Here is a 15645-nt window from a genome sequence, read left to right as displayed (position 1 = left end):
CCTCGGGCTGCAGCAGCGTTAACCTACCCACCGAGTGACTCAATCCACGGGAGCGTTGCCCTAAGGGTCTTCGGGTGAGCCATCAGTTCGAGATGCGAGAGGCCCTCAAGAATCGACACCTGACTCCCCTCGGTGTCAGCCAGCAACGACTCGTAGGCCGTCGGGATCACGGCCTCGTCGTCGGTGCCGACAAGCGTGAGCACCGGCTGTTCGATCTCGGTGATTGCGGTATGCTCATCCGGCACCAGATCGGTGGCGAGGCGGAACGTGTAGGAGCGCGTTTCACCCCCATAGCGGGCGGCTTCCGGCATCTCGTAGCTGACGACCTCGGTGTCATTGTAGAGCCCACCGCCGAGGCCGTTGAACAGCCCGGCCACCAGGGCCGACTGGAGGTTGAACCGCTGCCACCCGCCGAGGGCGCGTCGGCTTGTCGGGGTGAGCAGCCGCCCGAGATGCGGTGCCAAAAACAGATAGGCGTCGGCGAGGCTGTCGCCGAGTGGATCCGCGCCGATCTGGGCCGCAAACCCCCCGCCGGCACCGTGGCCGCCGATGATGACCGTGTCAAACTCATCGAGCGGCGTCGGTCGCTGGAGGCTGTTTGCGGTGGCGATGACCGCTTCAAGATCGTCGCTGAGTTGCCCCACATACTCGCTGTCACCACGACGAATCGGGTTCGGCCCGTGGCCCCGAATATCAGGGGTGATGACGTGGGCACCCCCGCTTTCGGCAATCGCCGCGGCCAGTGGCGTGAGCATTCGGCTATCGAGGGTGGCGTTATGATACAGAATCAAGACGGTGTCCGGATCGCCGTCGGCCGGATACTCCCGGAACACCGGTTTTTGTGTGCCCGCGGTTGTCTCCTTTGGTGGCGGGGCAGTCGCCCAGTCGATGGCATCCAGCACCGAGTAATCGACCGTTCCATCCGGTTGATCGCCGCCGAGACAGCCGGCTGTGCCGCCGGCGATGGCGGTTGCGGTCAACCCGAGTGTCTGTCGCCGGGACAGTGGGGAACCCATCGCTGTGGGCTACGCTGCCGCATACATAATAGCTTGCCATCAGGTTTCTCACACCACCCAGAAGCGACGGGAAGGGCTTAGGGTGTCGGTGTCCAACGCCGTGTATGGAACCAACGGGGGCTGTTCAGGGCCTACGGTGTCCGGACTGCGAGACGATCCACCCGCTTGATGCCGATCAGGGCTGTCCGACCTGCGGCACTGCCTGCACTGTCGCCTACGACTACGACGCGGTCGACGCTGCCGCGTTGTTCGACCGCGGTGCACCTCCCCGCGACACAGCCGTGACCACCGGGAGCCAGTCCGCACGCGGACAGTGGCAGTATGACGCCTTGTTGCCGTTCGACGCCGCCGACACCGTCACCGCCGGCGAGGGGGCGACGCCGCTGGTCGCCGCCGATCGGCTGGCCGACGAGCTCAGCGTCGACAGCGTTTACATCAAAGACGAGAGCCGAAATCCAACCGGAACGGTCTATGATCGCGGCATGAGTGTCGCGGCGACCGCGATCGCAGCCAGAGCAGCTCCCGAGGCTGTCGAACCGGCTGCACTGGCGACAACCGGCAACAGCGGGCAGTCGGCAGCGGCGTATCTGCGCCGCCTCGGCGTTCGGAGCTACGCGTTCGTTCCCTCGCGGTCGGCGTTTTCGAACAAGGCGATGATCAACGTCCACGGCGGGGAGATGCAGGTCGTCGGTGGGCGGTACTCGGATGCCGCTGACGCTGTCGACGAGCAGTTGGCCGGCGACTACTACTCGCTGCAGGAGTTTACCACGCCGTACCGACAGGAGGGCGCGAAAACCCTGGCCTTCGAGCTGTATGCGGATCTCGGCGCGGTTCCGGATGTCGTTTTTGTCCCAGCAAGCACCGGCGAGGTGGTTGTTGGGGTTGCTGCTGGCTTCGAGGAGTTGGTCACGATTGGCGTTGCTGACGAGACGCCAACCCTGGTTGCGGTACAGCCGACGGGGTGTGCGCCGATCGCCACCGCGGTCGACAGCGGCGCGAGCGCGCCCGAGCCGTGGGCCGTTCCGGATACGATCGTCGGCGAGCTAGAGGTGCCTGATCCGGCCGGTGGCTCGCAGGCTGTCGCCGCCTTGGAGGAACTTGACGGGGCGGCTGTCACCGTCGACGACGATGCGATCCTCGAATCGGCGGTCGCCGTCGCCAGCAACGAGGTCATCGAGATGGGGGCGGCCGGCGGCGCGGCCCCGGCTGGCGCGTGGCGGTACGCCGATGACGGTGGCTTCGGTGGCGACGAGACGGTAGTGTTGCTCAACACCGAATCCGGTACCAAGACCCCGGATATTCTCCGCAGTCATCTGATGGGCCCCGGTGGATAAGCTGCGGCCGTCGCTGCCTCCCGGTAGCTATTTGCCCCCGACACCGCTAGCCCCCGTATGTTCAGCGACACCATGGAGGACTACCTGAAGGCGATCTACGTGCTTCAGACCGAGGGCGGGCCGCCGGTGTCGACCTCCGAAATCGCGGAGTATCTTGAGAAAACCCCGCCGACGGTCACCAGCATGGTGAGTTCGCTGGCCGAAGACGGGCTTATCGACCACGAGAAGTACAACGGCGTCGAGTTGACCGCGGAGGGCGAAACCGTCGCCTTAGAGGTGATTCGCCACCACCGCCTGTTAGAAACGTATCTCACCGAGCAGCTCGACTACGACTGGCACGAGGTTCACGACGAGGCCGACGCCTTAGAACATCACATCTCCGAGGAGTTCGAACGCCGCGTCGCTGAGGCCCTCGATAATCCAACTGTCGACCCCCATGGCGACCCGATTCCGGGTGTCGAACTCGACCCGATCGAGGGCGATGATGCCGTCCGGCTCACCGAGTTTGCGACCGGCGATCACGTTGTCGTCAGCCGTGTCAGTGACCGCGACGAGGAAGAGTTGACCTATCTCGAAGCGGCTGGCATCACGCCCGGCACGGAACTCGAACTCACCGATATCGCGCCGTTCGGCATGATCACCGTCGAAACCGCCAGCGGCGACGAGCAGAGCTTGCCGGAGTCGGTTGCGCGGTCGATCCGAGTTGAGCCGGTTGATGAGGCTGTGGCCTGAGCTGTGAGCAGTGGCCACCGCGACACAAGCAAGACAATACGTGACGCGGTGTGTTAGGCTTCAACCCAGATCGTTTCGATCCCACAGCTCGGACAGTCGTGGAGCGTCTCCATCGGCTCGTTGTCGTCCGATACCCCATCGCCGTCGACCGATGCGACCGCTGTTTCGCCACAGATGATGCACTCGAATTCGACGTTCACGGTGTGTACCTACGTCGTTCGGTTCAATATATCTGACCCGATTGTGGCTTCTCATCCCGAACGCGGCGCTGTGAACCAAACTCCGAGCGTCGGTTCCGATCGGTTCACACGCCTGCAGGCAGCTCTTCATGGCAAAAACTGTAATCGGCTATATGACACCAAACGGTTTCATGGTCGGCGGTTGATGACCCGTATATGTTCGATAAATCGACCTGGATCAAGCTTCCGCGGAACGTGGTCGTCGGCCACGGCGTCATCGAGGAGCTTGGTCAGGCGGTCGCCGAACTCCACCTCCACGGTGACCCGCTTGTCGTCACCAGCCCGACGCCGAACGAGCTCGCGGGCGACCGGCTCCGTGCCCAACTCGACGACCCGACGACGGTAACCATCGAGTCAGCCAGCTTTGATTCTATCGAGCGTGTTACCGAGCTCGCCCGTGATATCGACGCCGGCTACCTGATCGCGCTGGGCGGCGGCAAACCGATCGACATCGCCAAGATGGCCGCCGACGAGATCGACCGCGGCTTCGTCTCGGTGCCGACCGCCGCCAGCCATGACGGCATCGTCTCCGGCCGTTCGTCGGTGCCGGAGGGCGACAGCCGCCACTCGATCGCCGCCGATCCGCCGCTGGCGGTTGTCGCCGACACCGAAGTCATCGCCGAGGCCCCATGGGAACTCACAACCGCCGGCTGTGCCGACATCATCTCGAACTACACCGCCGTCCAAGACTGGCGGCTCGCCCAGCGACTCAAAAATGTCGAATACTCCGAGTACGCGGCCGCGCTCTCGGAGATGACCGCCGAGATGTTGGTCGACAACGCCGCCTCGATCCGGCCGAACCTCGAAGAGTCAGCGTGGATCGTGGTGAAAGCGCTCGTTTCCTCCGGCGTCGCCATGTCGATCGCGGGCTCCTCCCGCCCCGCTTCGGGCGCGGAACACCTGTTTTCGCACCAACTCGACCGTATCGCACCGAACAAAGCGCTCCATGGCCACCAAGTCGGCGTCGGCTCGATTTTGACCGAATACCTCCACAGCGGCGACGGTGGTCGGTGGCGGGCGATCCGACAGGCCCTCGACAGTATCGACGCGCCGACAACAGCCGACGAACTCGGCGTCAGCGACGACGAGGTGCTGGAGGCGCTGACGACAGCCCACGAGATTCGGGATCGGTATACGATCCTTGGCAACGGCGTCGATCTCGATGCCGCCGTCGAGACGGCGACGGCGACCGGTGTCATCGACCGCGAGTAGGGGCCTCACCGCGCCGCTGCTGGTCGCTACTCGGGGTGAGTCGAAACCCGCATTACCACCACGTTCCAACAGCAGGTATGGAGACTCCGATGGTCGGTGGACGGGTTCGTGCGCATCCGCGGGCGACGACACTCCTGTTGGCCGTTGTTGGCTACGCGGCCGTCGTCGGCGTGTTCGCGGTGCCCTCGGTACAGGCCCTCTTTCCGGAACTGAGTCTTGGACAGGTCAATCTGCTGGCTCACGCGATTGCGGTCGTCAACACACTCGCGGTCACGTCGCTGGCCGCCGGCTGGTACTGGATTCGCAACGACGAGGTGAGCAAACACGCCCACGCGATGCTCTCGGCGTTTGTCCTCATCCTCCTGTTTCTGGGCATGTACCTCCCGAAGGTCGCCGGCGGCGGCACCAAGGAGTTCGTGCTTGACTCGGCGTACGGCTGGGTGCCGCTGTGGGAGTGGGTGTATCCGGCCTATCTCGCCATGTTGGCGATCCACATCCTGCTGTCGATTCTGGCGATGCCGCTCGTCCTGTACGCTGTCGTGCTTGGACTGACGCATACGCCCGAAGAACTTCGTACACAGACGCCCCACCGCACTGTCGGCCGCGTCGCCGCAGGCACGTGGATTCTCTCCTTAGCGTTGGGCGTTGTCACCTACCTACTGCTCAACCACGTCTACGCCTACGAGTTCGTGGCCGCCTGATGGCGTGCAACGCCCTCGCCGACGCGGGACTTTTGTCGGTGCGGCCGCAGCCTCCGAGCATGCGGCACGTAGCGTGGGAGCGATCTCGATGAACGTTGCCGTCGCCCAGCCCCCGGCTGACGCGGTGGCCGACCAGTTGCGTGAAGCGATTGCGGCGATCGACGGGCTCAACGGTGTCGACCCGGCGGCTGCTGACGTGCTGCTCGCTGTCGACGACGCTACCCTTCGAGCGGCTGTCGACAGCGAGCATGGCCGACCGTTGCTCGTGCTGCCAGCAAGCGACAGCGATGCTGCGCCAGCCGATCGTTCGACCGTGCTCGCCAATCTTGCGGCCCACGCAACGACAGTGCCAACAACTAGCCGCCGGGTGTTGTCAGTGCAGGCCGATGATACGGCGACGCGTGCTGTTCGGGACTGTGCGATCGTGACGACCGATCCAGCCCGGATCTCGGAGTACCGAGTGATGAGCGAGGAGACGACGGTGACGACGTTTCGTGCCGACGGCGTCGTCGTCGCCACGCCGTTGGGAACGGCCACCTACAGTCGGGCTGCCGGTGGGCCGCGGCTCGCCCCCGATACCGGACTCGCGGTCGTTCCGATCGCGCCGTTTGCGATGACAGCCGATCAGTGGGTTGCCAGCCCGCCGCTGACGCTCCGGGTCGAGCGTGACGACGCCGTGACCGTTCTCGCCGACGGCCGCGAGGTCGCCAGCGGTGGTGCCGACCTCACAGTTTCCGTGTCGGTTGCGGGATCGATTACCGTTGTTGACCGTCGCCGACTCGCCGAGCGCGGCCGCAATTGGAAAAACTCTAATGAGTCGTCGCCACAGGGCTAGGTATGTACGCATTACAGTTTCTCGTTCCCCTCGGCTGGATCGAGACGGTCGGGCCGATGCTCCCGATTGCCATCCTTACCCTCGCGGTTGGCAACATCGTCACCCGGCTGTTGAGCCACCGCACACACAAACAACAGGTTGAGCAAACCGGCGACGACGATGGGCTCAATCGGTATCCGCCACACGTGTTCACCACCACCGGGCTGGTCATCCTCGGGCTGCTGTTCACGGTGTACCGACCGACCAGCGGGATGATCCTCATGCTGCCGGTGATCGGCGTGTTCATCACCGACTTCTTCGAGTACGAGTCACGAGCGGTCGAAGCTCGCAACGATATGACATTTGAACGGCCGAAGGCCGGCATTGCGATCTCACTGCTCGTGTTGGTGTATGCCGCCTACTACAGCCTGCCGTTCCTGTATGAGCCGCTGCTTGACGCGCTGTTAGTGTAACTGGCTCACAGCGTGGCTGCTGTTCTCGGTGCGTGCTCGATCGACAGTCGCTGTTGTTGATTGGTTGGCTCTCCGGTCAAAAAATCGGTTGTAGCTGCTCAACAGATACCGGCGTCGACGCCCAGTCCTACTGGAAGCCGACGCGGCCGCCACGGCGATCGCCGAGTTGGTCGCCGCCGCCTTGGAACTGCTCTTCGATATCCTCGTAGTAGGTTTCGATCTCGTCGGTGACTGTCGGGCGCACCGATTCAAGCGCCCGCCGGAAGTGCTGCATCTCGACTTCCGTCGCGTCGTCGTCATCCCGAAGAGCTTCGATCGCGCTTTCGCGGGCGATCGATTCCAGATCCGAGCCGACGTAGCCGTCGGTGATCTCGGCCACCTCACGAAGGCTAACATCGGGTGACAACGGCGTATCGTCGGTATGAATCTTGAGAATCTGTTCGCGACCCTCTTCACCGGGTTGGGCGACCTTTACAAGCCGATCGAACCGCCCTGATCGCAAGAGGGCGGGGTCGATCATATCCGGGCGGTTGGTCGCGCCGATGACCATCACATTACCCATCTCTTCGAGCCCGTCGAGCTCTGTGAGGAGTTGGTTGACAACGCGTTCGGAGACGTTGTTGCCCATATCCTGCCCGCGAGCGGGCGCGAGGCTGTCGAGCTCATCGAAGAAGATGATCGTCGGATCAACCTGTCGGGCCTTCCGGAAGGTCTGGCGGATCGCCTTTTCGCTTTCGCCGACCCATTTCGAGAGCAGCTGTGGCCCCCGCACCGAGATGAAGTTGGCGTTGGTTTCGCTGGCGACAGCCTTCGCCATCAACGTCTTGCCGGTTCCCGGCGGGCCGTACAGCAGCACGCCTTTCGGTGCCTCGACGCCCATGCGGTCGAACTTTTCTGGCGTTGTCAGCGGCCACTCGACGGCCTCTTTGACCTGTTGTTGTGGGGATTCAAGCCCGCCCACGTCGTCCCAGGTGATCTTGGGTAACTCGACGAGCACCTCCCGCATCGCCGAGGGTTCGACCTCGTTGAGCGCGCTTCGGAAATCCTCACGCTTGACGATCATACGATCGATCAAACTCGGCGGGATATCCTCCTCGTCGAGATCGATCTCCGGGAGGTACCGCCGGAGGGCCTTCATCGCCGCCTCCTTGGTCAGACTTTGGACATCAGCCCCGACAAAGCCATGCGTTTCGCCGGCAAGATGGCCCAGCGACACATCATCCGACAGCGGCATGCCACGGGTGTGGATCTGGAGGATTTCCTTGCGGCCGACCTCGTCGGGCACACCGATCTCGATCTCCCGATCAAACCGCCCCGGCCGACGCAGCGCGGGATCGACGCTGTCGACACGGTTGGTCGCGGCGATGACGACGACCTGGCCGCGGGCTTCAAGCCCGTCCATCATCGTCAACAGTTGGGCGACAACGCGGCGTTCGACCTCGCCGGTGACATCCTCGCGTTTCGGCGCGATCGAGTCGAGTTCGTCGATGAAGATGATCGACGGCGACTCCTCCTTTGCGTCCTCGAAGATCTCCCTGAGCTGTTGTTCTGATTCGCCGTAGTACTTCGAGATGATCTCCGGGCCGGCGATAGAGAAGAAACTCGCCGACGTTTCGTTGGCGACAGCCTTCGCCAGCAACGTTTTCCCGGTGCCCGGTGGCCCGTGTAACAACACCCCTTGTGGCGGCTCGATGCCGAGCTTCTGGAAGATCTGGGGGTGTTTCATCGGCAGCTCGACCATCTCGCGAACGCGCTGGATCTCGTTTTCGAGCCCGCCGATATCCTCGTAGGTGATCCCGCCGCCGGTCTTCTCGAAGCCGCTGATTGGCTCCTCGCGGAGCTCCACGTCGGTGTCCTCGGTAATCAGACAGACACCCTCCGGCTCTGTCTCGACGGCGATCAGCGGGATCGCTTGGCCCGGCGACCGCATGAAGGGGTGGTTCGTCGAACTCATCACGGGAACAATATCGCGTTCGACAACCGGCCGCTTCAAGATCTGTCGTTTGACCATGCCCGCGGCGTCGCTGCCGAACTGGACACTGGCCTCCTCCGGCGGTGCGAGCACGAGTGTTTCGGCCTTCTCGGCCTCGGCTTTGCGGATCGAGACGCGTTCGCCGATGCCGACATCCGCGTTCTGGCGGGTGAAGCCGTCGATGCGGACGGTGTCTGTGTTCCAGTCCTGTCGGTCGGCCCGCCAGACCTTTGCGGCCGTCGTCTCCGCGCCTTCGATCTCAATGATATCGCCCGGCGAGAGCTTGAGATGCAGCAGTGTATCGGGGTCAAGACGGGCGATCCCGCGACCCGAGTCGTTCGGGTACGCTTTCGCCACTTCAAGTTGCACTTCGTTCATGATTGTCTCTCAGTAATTACCAGATTGTCGGTTCGGTCGGCTGATAAGCCTGTTGCTACCCGGGGTGATCGCCCACAGACCGCCGCCCCTGCTGGCGACCTGTCGGTCGCTCGTGTGTCGTGTCCTGTCACAGTATACCAAACGAGTGGCTCCGCACAGAAATCCCTACCGGCTGCGGCCGTATTGCGACCGCGCCATCCGCGACACTTAGGAGCCTCCCACCCACAGCCCACAGCATGCTCCTCACGAACGCCGAACTCGTTGATGGTCACACCGTCGACTGCCGTATCGACGGCGAACAGATCGCCGCGGTTGACGCCGCGCTTGATCCAGCCCCCAACGAGTCGGTGATCGACGCCGCCGGCAACCTGCTTTTGCCGGGTGCAATCGACGCCCACGTCCACTTCCGTGAGCCCGGATACCAACATAAGGAAACATGGACAACCGGCACCCGGAGTGCGGCTGCCGGCGGCGTGACCACCGTCATCGACATGCCGAACACGTCGCCACCGACGACGACCGGCGAGGGTTTCGACGCTAAGGCCACAGTCGCCGAGCAGGCCTGTATCGATTATGGGATCAACGGCGGCGTCACCGGCGACTGGGAGCCTGACTCGCTGTTCGACCGCCCGCTCTGTGCGCTTGGTGAGGTCTTCCTCGCGGATTCGACCGGTGATATGGGCGTCGCTTCTGATGACTTCGCTGACGCCGTCGACCGTGCCGTCGACGAGGGGGTAACCGTCACCGTTCACGCTGAGGATGAAACCCGCTTCGACGCCGCCGCCCGCGATGGCGACGCCGGTGGGCCGGGACGAGCTGCCAACGCCGACCTCTGGAGTGCCTACCGCACAGCAGCGGCCGAGGCGGCGGCCGTCGACTATGCAACCGACGTGGGTCAGGAAACGGGTGCTGATATCCACATCGCCCATACGTCGACGCCGGAGGGGATCGATGCCGCGGTCGACGGCGGCGCGACCTGTGAGGTCTGTCCACATCATCTCTATCTCTCCCGTGCGGATCTCGACGAGCTCGGCACCCACGGCCGGATGAACCCGCCGCTCCGGAGCGAAAATCGCCGCCGGGCCGTGTTTGAGCGCGTCGCCGACGGCACCGTCGACATCGTTGCAACCGATCACGCGCCACACACGCGCGAAGAGAAGAATGCTGGCCTGTGGGACGCCCCCAGCGGCGTCCCCGGCGTCGAGACGATGCTGCCGCTGCTGTTGGAATCGGCTCGCAAAGGAGAGTTCACCTACGAGCGCGTCGTCGACCTCGTGGCTCACAACCCGGCTGAGATCTTCGATCTGGAATCGAAGGGGCGGATCGCCCCCGGCTACGACGCCGACCTCGTGCTCGTCGACCCTGACGACCCCCGAGCGATCCGCGGCGACGACACGCACAGCAGATGCGAGTGGACACCGTTTGCGGGCCGGCAGGGCGTCTTCCCGGAACTCACGATGGTTCGCGGTCAGGTCGTCTATGAGCGCACGCCGGCCGGTGGACGTGGCCGCGGCGGCGACGACGAGCAGTTCAGCGATATCGACGGCGAAAATGTCCGCGCCTGAGGGGTTACGCTCCACCAGCCGTGGGGCGGCCACTGGACTCATATACACTGCGCCCGTTGATCAACTGTGGACGCGACTCATCTCGACGACGCCCTGCGAGCGGCCTTCGATAGCACAACAGCCGACCGTCGCGTCGTCGTCCGCCAAGCAACCGACCTCGCCGCTGTCGGCAAGCCGAACGCTGATCGCGGCGTTGCCCTCACCGTCGACGACATCGTCGACAACCTGCAGGACGCTCCCGACGGTGCGGATCTCGTTGACCGCTGGAACTGGTGGCTGGGTGCACTCGACCTCGCCTACGGTGGCTACCAGCAGTTCACCGTTCAAGCGAGCACAGACGATCCAGCACCCGGCACGTAACGCGATCGCGGATCGACGGATGAAACCGTCGCCAGCAACAACCAGTTGCTAATGGATGTACAGTTTCTCGGCGGAGCCGGCGAGGTCGGCCGCAGTGCGATCCTCGTCAACGACCGCCTGCTGCTTGATTACGGGGTTCAGTCGGCGACGCCGATGCAGTACCCCGTCGGTGACGTTGCGCCCGAGGCTGTCGTTGTCTCACACGGTCATCTCGACCACGCCGGCGCGGTGCCGACGCTGCTCTCCGGTGATCGCCGCCCCGAGATCCACTGGACGCCGCCGACCGCGGCACTGACCCGAACGCTTGCCCGCGATACGCTCAAACTCCATGGCGGCACGATGCAGTGTCCCTTTACTCAAACGCACGTCGCACGCCTCGGGGAAGTTGAGTGTCGACACGGCTACCGCGAATCTTTCGAGGCGGCAGGCCACGAGATTACCTTCTACGACGCCGGCCACATCCCCGGCAGCGCGCACGTTCTTGTCGACGACGGCGACACACGGCTGCTGTACACCGCGGATTTTCACACCGACGACACTAGGCTGTTGTCGGGATCGACAGCGCGACCTGCGGCGGATGTTGTTATCTGTGAATCAACTTACGCAGACGTGACCCACGAGAACCGCCAGTCGGTCGAAGCCCGCTTCGCAGAGACGACGCGGACGACGCTGTGGGAGGGTGGCACCGTCGTCGTTCCGGCCTTTGGGATCGGGCGCACACAGGAGTTGCTCATGGTCTGTGCCGCCCACGACATCGACTGCTATGTCGACGGGATGGGGGTTGAGGTTCTCGACATGCTCCGGGAACATCCTGCCTTTTTGCGGGACGCCGACGCGCTTGATCGCGCCGCCAGCCACGCGCGCACTGTCACCGGTCGGGACGGCCAGCGCAAGCGGATCGCCGCAAAAAACACCGTTATCATCACCACCAGTGGGATGCTTTCCGGTGGGCCGGCGATGACCTACATTCCGGAGATTCGAACTGATCCGACCAACCGGATCTCGCTGACCGGCTATCAGGTCGAGGGGACGCCGGGACGGGAACTGCTTGAGACGGGCCGATGTGAGCTCAACGGTGGCGTTCGGCCGGTTGCCGCCCAAACAGCCCTCTTTGATTTTTCTGCTCACGCCGACCGCGATGGGCTGCGATCGTTCCTTGCTGCCTACGAGGAGGCGACAGTGCTCGTCAACCACGGCGATACCTGTGGGGAATTTGCCGCGGAACTGCGTGCGGAGGGGGTTGACGCCAGCGCGCCCGGCGTCGGCGACGACTGCACCGTTCGGTGAGCCAAACGAAACGCTTTACACCACGACCCCGGTATCGTAAGCCGCGGGCTCGTGGGTTAGCTTGGCCATACTTCGGGCCTTGGGTGCCCGTGACCCCGGTTCGAATCCGGGCGAGCCCATCAAACTGACGAGTGAAGCGAGTTGTGTTTGATTTCTCGTGAACGCGGATTCGAAGCAGGGAGCGACGCGAACACCGTGAGCGGAGCGACCGAGGTTCGAATCCGGGCGAGCCCACTCAATTCTGCGAACGACGTGAGTAGTATTTTAGCCACTGCGAGCGCGGATTCGCAGCCTTACCCAACACGCACAGCGGAGCGAGCATGTCGGGTTCTGGTTCGAATCCAGGCGAGCCCACTCAACTCTGTGAACGACGTGAATCGTGGTTGATTTTTTGTGAGCGCAGGTTCGAAGCAGAGAGCGGCACAACAAAGTGAGCAAAGCGACCGAAGTTTGGATCCAGGCGAGCCGATTGTCGACGATCGCAACTCAGGACGAAGCTAAACGAGAGTAACAGCGGGAGCGAGAGACCGAAACCACAATATAGGCAGGGTTTTACTTCTTGTTGCCGACGATCAGGCCAACGCGTAGCTATCGCCGTTCTTTGAGATGAGATCCTCTTTTTCGAGACATTTGAGCACGCTGTACAGTGATATTTTCTTCATATCGAGGCCATTTTGGAGTTCGTTGATTGTCACGGTACCGTTCATCGACAGGAACAGATACACGAGCTTCGCTCGGGGCGATTCGAGTTCGCCCGGCAACGCGATCTGCGACGCCGTCTCTGCGATCATATCTACCCCTTAGCTTCGACAATTATAAATGTGGGCTACGTCGTTCGTCGAACCGCGCTATACAACAAAACCGCTGGTTTTCCGGGTTTCAGGCGTCCACACCGGTTCGACGTGATCGATCATGATCAACTGCGCCGCTGAGATCGACTACCTGTTTCGACTGTCGACGTATTCGTGTGTCTCGCTCACATACACCGTATTTTGTGCCGGTTCGGTGGTGAGATGTGACTGATTGATTCCCTGTTTGGCAGTACCGCTGATGGCTCTTCAGATCGGTTGCTGGGTGCTCCGGAGGCCTTCTGACCTCACCCTGGTTTGTGTCGTTGCAACAGTGCCAACTCAGCCAGTATCACCTACCCAAGTCGGTAAGGTCACCAGCGACGGGTGACTCAGCGAGCGTGGATCGCTTCGCCGCGTGCCGCCTCGGCGGCCTCGACGAGTGTTTCGGGGAATGTCGGATGGGCGTGCATCGTTGTTGCGAGATCATCAAGTGAGGCACCCATTTTGAGGGCTAACGTTGCCTCGGCGATCGTATCGGAGGCACGTGCACCGACGATCCGCACACCCAGCAGTTGTTCGTCACCATCGGCGATGAGCTTGAGGTAGCCCGACGTTTTGTCGGTCGTCAGCGCGCGCCCGGATGTTGCCATCGATACACGACCGACCAGCACGTCGTTGTGCTGCTCGGTGGCCTCGGCCTCCGAGAGGCCGACGGTGGCGACCTCCGGGTCGGTGTACATGACTGTCGGCATATACTCCGTGTCGACAGCGCGCTCCTCGCCGGCGGCGACCGCGGCGGCGACCTTCCCCTCGTGGGCGGCGACGTGTGCCAGATACGGCGGGCCGGCGGCGTCACCGATAGCCATGATGTCGTCGTCAGCCGTCCGAAGCTGGTCGTCGACCTCGATGAAGCCGTCCTCGGTACGTTCGACACCGGTCGTATCCAGCCTCAGCCGCTTGTACGCCGCGTTCGGCTTCCGGCCGGCGGCGACAACGATGTAGTCGCCTGAGAGCCGGATTTCCTCGTCGTCCTGTTCGGCGACGAGCACAGGTGTTCCGTTGTCGTATTCGATGCCTTGAGCCAGTGTGGAGGTATAAATCTCGTCGTCGTACATCTCGCTGGTCTCCTGGATCGAATCGACGATCTCCGGCTCGAACTGGGTGAGCACGCGGTCAAGTGCCTCGACGATCTTGACGCGTGCGCCGAACTTGGTGAACTTGGTGACCGCTTCCATCCCGATGTAGCCGCCGCCAACGACGACGATCTCGTCGGGCACCTCGTCGACCTGCAGAATCTCTCGGGAGGAGATAACGCCATCTTGCTCGTATTCGAGGCCAGGAATCTCGATGGGATCGGAGCCGGTGGCGATAATCGCCGTCTCGAAGTCGATGGTTCGGGAATCGTTGCTGGTGTCAGTGTTTTGACCGTCGCTGTCGACGTGAAGGGTATCTGAATCGGCGAAGCGAGCGGTACCCTCGATCAACTCGACGCCGTGGTGATCAAGACTATCGAGCACCTGCTGATCAAGTGTGTCGACCACGCTATCCTTCCAGTTTTGGATAGCGTCGTAGTCGACGTCGACCGGGCCGGTCTCGATGCCGAGGGCGTTCCAGTGGTCGATATCCTTCTGGAAGCCGGCGGCGTGGATCAACGCCTTTGCGGGGATACAGCCGTGGTTGAGACAGACGCCGCCGACGGTTTCGCGTTCGACGAGGACGACATCCAGTCCCTTCTGTGCGCCGCGGATGGCTGCGGTGTAGCCGCCCGGGCCGGCACCGATGACAGCGAGGTCAGTGGTTGATGGCACGTTCCATACTATTGGTCTGAACACGCTTAGTAGTGTGTTGGGCCGCCCCAGTCAACGTCCAGCACAGTAAAACTGTTATCAGTCGAACCGCTAGGTACGGTGAGTCTCGTTCGGCGGAACGACGATTCAGCCCTACCAATGAGCACAAAAGAAATTCGGAAAATCGAACGCGGAAATCGAATCACCGTCGTCGATGAGACGACTGGGCTGTCCGGTGAGGGTGACACGTATTCCGACGCGCTCGTAAATCTCATCGAACACCTCCGAGCGAGCGAAAAACTCCGACAACAGCTTAACGAGATCGACGAACTCGCAGAGCAGGCAGCACGCATTGAAGACGTAGCCGAAGAGATCGACGACATCCACGAGACGGCGACGCTCGTGAGCCAGTTACAGGACATGGAGTCGACGGCCCATTTCATTCGGTTGGCCAGTGAGACACAGAAACGATTCGAGGACGAAGCGATCGACAAGGACGTAGTCGACGAGGCAATCGAATGGGCTCGCTCGGAGTAATCTTCGATACGAACGTGCTCGTTTCGGCGATCGGCTTCGGGGGCAAGCCATGGGACTGTCTCGTGGTGGCGTTCGTTGGTGATGTCGAAATGGTCACGGCCGACGCGGCGGTAGCCGAATTCGAGCGTGTTCTCGGCTACGACCGCCTCCCATTTACCGAGGCCGAACGAGAGCAGTATCCCACACTGATTCGTGAAGAGGCAACAGTTGTCGATCCCACTCAGTCAGTTCAGGTGATCGACGACGATCCGGACGATGACCTGTTTCTGGAGATCGCGCTCGAAGCCGAGGCGGAATACATTGTTTCCGGCGACCCACATCTCACCGGCCTTGGAGCGTTTCGTGATATCGAGATTGTCTCGCCGACGGCGTTTCTCGAACAGTCATCTGAACCGGTGTAGTTCCTGAGCCAACGGACTGGGAGAACCTCCGACTGGAGTTGGGTGC

16 protein-coding genes and 1 tRNA gene are annotated in these 15645 nt (G+C 62.5%); 12 read left to right on the top strand and 5 right to left on the bottom strand.

All coding sequences use genetic code 11. From position 1 onward, the window contains the following. Nucleotides 1–23 precede the first annotated feature (23 nt). A complete protein-coding gene (locus tag DP106_RS01160; protein ID WP_120082720.1) occupies nt 24–1016 on the bottom strand; it encodes an alpha/beta fold hydrolase in 993 nt (330 codons plus the stop codon). Nucleotides 1017–1120: 104 nt separating this feature from the next. Here DP106_RS01160 and DP106_RS01155 point away from each other — a divergent pair, with 104 nt between their 5' ends. Together DP106_RS01155 and DP106_RS01150 are read left to right on the top strand one after the other, a co-directional pair. Continuing rightward, nucleotides 1121–2350, top strand: a complete 1230-nt coding sequence (locus tag DP106_RS01155) for a pyridoxal-phosphate dependent enzyme (protein WP_120082718.1) — start codon at nt 1121–1123, stop codon at nt 2348–2350. A 57-nt stretch (nt 2351–2407) separates the two neighbouring features. Next, the gene (locus DP106_RS01150; protein WP_120082716.1) at nt 2408–3082 is read left to right on the top strand and encodes a metal-dependent transcriptional regulator; all 675 of its coding nucleotides are present in this window, start codon (nt 2408–2410) and stop codon (nt 3080–3082) included. Between the two features lie 53 nt (nt 3083–3135). Here DP106_RS01150 and DP106_RS15695 read toward each other — a convergent pair whose 3' ends face one another. Then, nucleotides 3136–3282: a hypothetical protein gene (locus DP106_RS15695; protein ID WP_165857791.1), complete on the bottom strand. Its 147-nt coding sequence runs from the start codon at nt 3280–3282 to the stop codon at nt 3136–3138. Between the two features lie 195 nt (nt 3283–3477). Here DP106_RS15695 and DP106_RS01145 point away from each other — a divergent pair, with 195 nt between their 5' ends. The 4 genes from DP106_RS01145 to DP106_RS01130 all read left to right on the top strand — a co-directional run bounded on the left by DP106_RS01145 (nt 3478) and on the right by DP106_RS01130 (nt 6521). Then, complete coding sequence (locus DP106_RS01145) at nt 3478–4533, top strand: NAD(P)-dependent glycerol-1-phosphate dehydrogenase (protein WP_120082715.1); 1056 nt, start codon at nt 3478–3480, stop codon at nt 4531–4533. Between the two features lie 77 nt (nt 4534–4610). After that, complete coding sequence (locus tag DP106_RS01140; protein WP_120082713.1) at nt 4611–5234, top strand: DUF420 domain-containing protein; 624 nt, start codon at nt 4611–4613, stop codon at nt 5232–5234. Nucleotides 5235–5322: 88 nt separating this feature from the next. Further along, nucleotides 5323–6069, top strand: a complete 747-nt coding sequence (locus DP106_RS01135; RefSeq protein WP_133305081.1) for an NAD(+)/NADH kinase — start codon at nt 5323–5325, stop codon at nt 6067–6069. Nucleotides 6070–6071: 2 nt separating this feature from the next. After that, nucleotides 6072–6521: a DUF7313 family protein gene (locus DP106_RS01130; protein WP_120082711.1), complete on the top strand. Its 450-nt coding sequence runs from the start codon at nt 6072–6074 to the stop codon at nt 6519–6521. 127 nt (nt 6522–6648) lie between these two features. Here DP106_RS01130 and DP106_RS01125 read toward each other — a convergent pair whose 3' ends face one another. Beyond that, nucleotides 6649–8871, bottom strand: a complete 2223-nt coding sequence (locus DP106_RS01125) for a CDC48 family AAA ATPase (protein ID WP_120082710.1) — start codon at nt 8869–8871, stop codon at nt 6649–6651. A gap of 236 nt (nt 8872–9107) precedes the next feature. Between DP106_RS01125 and DP106_RS01120 the strand changes: the two genes are divergently transcribed. The 4 genes from DP106_RS01120 (at nt 9108) to DP106_RS01105 (ending at nt 12202) form a co-directional block, all read left to right on the top strand. Beyond that, nucleotides 9108–10436, top strand: a complete 1329-nt coding sequence (locus tag DP106_RS01120) for a dihydroorotase (RefSeq protein ID WP_120082709.1) — start codon at nt 9108–9110, stop codon at nt 10434–10436. A 66-nt stretch (nt 10437–10502) separates the two neighbouring features. After that, nucleotides 10503–10796 (top strand): hypothetical protein, encoded by a 294-nt coding sequence (locus DP106_RS01115; protein WP_120082708.1) that lies wholly within the window; start codon nt 10503–10505, stop codon nt 10794–10796. Between the two features lie 51 nt (nt 10797–10847). Continuing rightward, the gene (locus DP106_RS01110) at nt 10848–12083 is read left to right on the top strand and encodes an MBL fold metallo-hydrolase (RefSeq protein ID WP_120082707.1); all 1236 of its coding nucleotides are present in this window, start codon (nt 10848–10850) and stop codon (nt 12081–12083) included. Between the two features lie 45 nt (nt 12084–12128). After that, nucleotides 12129–12202 (top strand) — tRNA-Pro (locus DP106_RS01105). Between the two features lie 453 nt (nt 12203–12655). On the opposite strand, the gene DP106_RS01100 is transcribed toward DP106_RS01105, so the two are convergent. Together DP106_RS01100 and lpdA are read right to left on the bottom strand one after the other, a co-directional pair. Further along, nucleotides 12656–12874, bottom strand: a complete 219-nt coding sequence (locus tag DP106_RS01100; RefSeq protein WP_120082705.1) for a TrmB family transcriptional regulator — start codon at nt 12872–12874, stop codon at nt 12656–12658. 389 nt (nt 12875–13263) lie between these two features. Then, on the bottom strand, nt 13264–14682 hold the full coding sequence (gene lpdA / locus DP106_RS01095) for a dihydrolipoyl dehydrogenase (protein WP_165857790.1): 1419 nt from the start codon (nt 14680–14682) through the stop codon (nt 13264–13266). 138 nt (nt 14683–14820) lie between these two features. On the opposite strand from lpdA, the gene DP106_RS01090 reads away from it, so the two are divergent. Next, a complete protein-coding gene (locus DP106_RS01090; protein WP_120082703.1) occupies nt 14821–15198 on the top strand; it encodes a hypothetical protein in 378 nt (125 codons plus the stop codon). Continuing rightward, entirely contained in the window at nt 15180–15599 is a 420-nt protein-coding gene (locus tag DP106_RS01085) for a putative toxin-antitoxin system toxin component, PIN family (RefSeq protein WP_120082702.1), read from the top strand. Before DP106_RS01090 ends, DP106_RS01085 begins: the two co-directional genes overlap by 19 nt. Nucleotides 15600–15645 lie beyond the last annotated feature (46 nt).

It is taken from the genome of Halonotius pteroides, assembly GCF_003605635.1.
GTDB classification, from domain to species: Archaea; Halobacteriota; Halobacteria; order Halobacteriales; family Haloferacaceae; genus Halonotius; species Halonotius pteroides.
Note: the sequence above shows the minus strand (reverse complement) of the source record. Positions and strands in the feature narration are given on the sequence as shown.